This is a genomic window from Enterococcus sp. FR204, from assembly GCF_031143325.1.
Lineage (GTDB): Bacteria > Bacillota > Bacilli > Lactobacillales > Enterococcaceae > Enterococcus_B > Enterococcus_B faecium.
Genome location: NZ_JAKZIW010000090.1, coordinates 1 through 2,345 on the forward strand (window position 1 = coordinate 1; position 2,345 = coordinate 2,345).

Annotated in this window: 3 protein-coding genes; all 3 read left to right on the forward strand. The window is 38.9% G+C overall.

The features are described 5' to 3' along the window. Positions 1-82 precede the first annotated feature (82 nt). Positions 83-277, forward strand: a complete 195-nt coding sequence (locus tag RG571_RS11885) for a hypothetical protein (RefSeq protein ID WP_002285758.1) — start codon at positions 83-85, stop codon at positions 275-277. Continuing rightward, positions 267-620, forward strand: a complete 354-nt coding sequence (gene tnpB, locus RG571_RS11890) for an IS66 family insertion sequence element accessory protein TnpB (protein WP_002287659.1) — start codon at positions 267-269, stop codon at positions 618-620. Before RG571_RS11885 ends, tnpB begins: the two co-directional genes overlap by 11 nt. A 101-nt stretch (positions 621-721) precedes the next feature. Continuing rightward, complete coding sequence (locus RG571_RS11895) at positions 722-2,269, forward strand: IS66 family transposase (protein ID WP_002296127.1); 1,548 nt, start codon at positions 722-724, stop codon at positions 2,267-2,269. Positions 2,270-2,345: the final 76 nt, after the last annotated feature.

Here is a 2,345-nt window from a genome sequence, read left to right on the forward strand (position 1 = left end):
GTAAGCGCCCCATAGAACAGTACCTTACTAACAAATGCACCTCAAGATATACTTGAGCTATCAAGAAGTCTGGAGGTTTTCTATGTATAAATTAAATGAGATTGTTCCTGTCCAATTAGGAAACGAAAAGAGTGCACCAGAAAAAGGTAAACCCGCGGCTGCCAAGTTAGCGATGCGCATCAAAAGAGAGAATGGTTCTGAAGTTTTGATCTATAACGGTATTAACAATTATATTCTTCAAGCTATTTTGAAAGAACTGTTGTCCAATGCTTTATGATTTACTTCAAACCAAACATATTTATATTGTGTGCGGAAAAACAGATTTGCGAAAAGGAATTGATGGTCTTGCCAGTCTTATTCAACAAGAGTATCAACTCGAGCTTTACGAAGATGCCGTTTTTTTATTTTGCGGGAACCGTCAAGACCGTTTCAAACTTCTCTATTGGGACGGTGATGGTTTTCTTCTCTGTTATAAGCGGATAGAAAACGGCAAGTTAAAATGGCCTCGGACGAAAGACGAAGTTCGAACCTTAACGAACCAACAGGTTCGATGGTTGTTAGAAGGATTAAGTATCGATCAACCTCGAGCTATTTTGCCAGGAAAAAAAGGAGTTTTTTAAGCTGGGGGGTTAACACAAAAAATGTGTTGAACCCCTATTTCTTGTGCGTTTCTTGTGGTATTCTGTAACAAAATCAGTTCGATTCAAGGTGGTGAAAAATTTTGGAAACTACAGATACGTTGCTTCAGTTGCTTCAAGAAGCCCATAAAACCAATCAAGCACAACAACAAACCATTCAGAATCTTACAACTGAAATCCAACTATTGAATGAAAAGGTCAATTATTTAACCAACAAATTATTTGGACGCTCTAAAGAGACTCTCTTTGAGGAAACGAATGGGCAATTGAATCTTTTTAGTGATGAAGAAATTTCTGTAAGTGTTCCAGAAGCAGCTGCCACCATTATTCCAGTAAAAGGACATCAACGAGTTGTAGGAACGAAAGCAGACAAAATCAAACACTTACCTATAACAGAGAAAGAACATCTCCTTCCTTTGGAAGAACAATTTTGTGAACATTGCGGTTCACAGATGAAAGATATCGGACGGACAAAAGTACGAGAAGAAATTCGTTTCCATCAGGCTATGTTGGATTGTCTCACCCATTATCAACATACCTATTGTTGTAAAAGCTGCGAAAAAGAAGGACTTTCTTCTTTTAAAAAAGCGATCGTTCCTAAACCTTTGATTTCTAATAGCTTAGGTTCCAATAGTTTAGTGGCGGAAACGATCCGGATGAAATTTGGTCAGAAAGTTCCTGCCTATCGGCAAGAGAACTATTGGAAACAAACACATGGGTTGGATATTTCGAGAGATAATATCACCAATTGGCATATTAAAGCAGTGCAAAACGCGTTAGACCCTTTAGGAGAACGATTAAGAGTCTATCTTAATCAAGAAGAGATTCTACACGGGGATGAAACAAGTTATCGTGTGATTGAAAGTGCCAAAACAGATACCTATTACTGGCAGTTTTGTACAGGAAAAGACAGTCAGCATCCCATCGTTTATTATCACCACGACGAAAGTCGTGCTGGAGATGTTCCGAAAACTTTTCTCAAGGAGTTTACAGGGTATTTACACTGTGACGGCTATAGCGGGTATAATGCCGTGGAAAGTGTACGACTTGTCTATTGTTTCGCGCATGTTCGGCGGAAATTTTTCGAAGCAATTCCAAAAGGAAAGAAAAACACGGATATTCCCGCAGCTCAAGCAGTCAAACAATTGGATAAATGGTTTGTCCTAGAAAAGAAATGGAAAGACTTTTCTCCTGAGAAGCGATTAAGCTGTCGGCAACAAGAACTGCGTCCATTATTTATTGCTTTTTATGAGTGGATGGCAACGATAGATCCTGTTGCAAAATCCAAGTTGGATGCAGCCGTTCAATATGCGTGTAAACTACGAAGTGGTTTTGAACCTATTTTTGAAGATGGTCGTTTAGAACTCACAAATAATCGTGCGGAGCGAAATATCAAAGAGCTGGTGATAGGACGGAAAAATTGGTTGCATTCCACAAGTCTTGAAGGAGCACGAACTTCAGGAATCATTCTGAGTGTATATAAAACAGCAGAACTTAACGGATTGAATCCTGTAAAGTATCTAGAGTTTCTATTTGATAAGATACCAAATCTTCCCGTACTTTCAGCAGAAACTTTAGATCAACTGTTGCCTTGGAACAAGGATGTACAACAACATTTTTCTCGTAACTAAAAACGCCAAACATTCCCGATTCTATTCTATAGGTCGGGTTATTTGACGTACAGGTACTGTTCTATGGGGCGCTTAC

Excerpts from the sequence above, each read along its gene's own strand:
- RG571_RS11885 (WP_002285758.1), top strand. The coding sequence starts at position 83 with ATGTATAAATTAAATGAGATTGTTCCTGTCCAATTAGGAAACGAAAAG.
- tnpB (WP_002287659.1), top strand. The coding sequence starts at position 267 with ATGCTTTATGATTTACTTCAAACCAAACATATTTATATTGTGTGCGGA.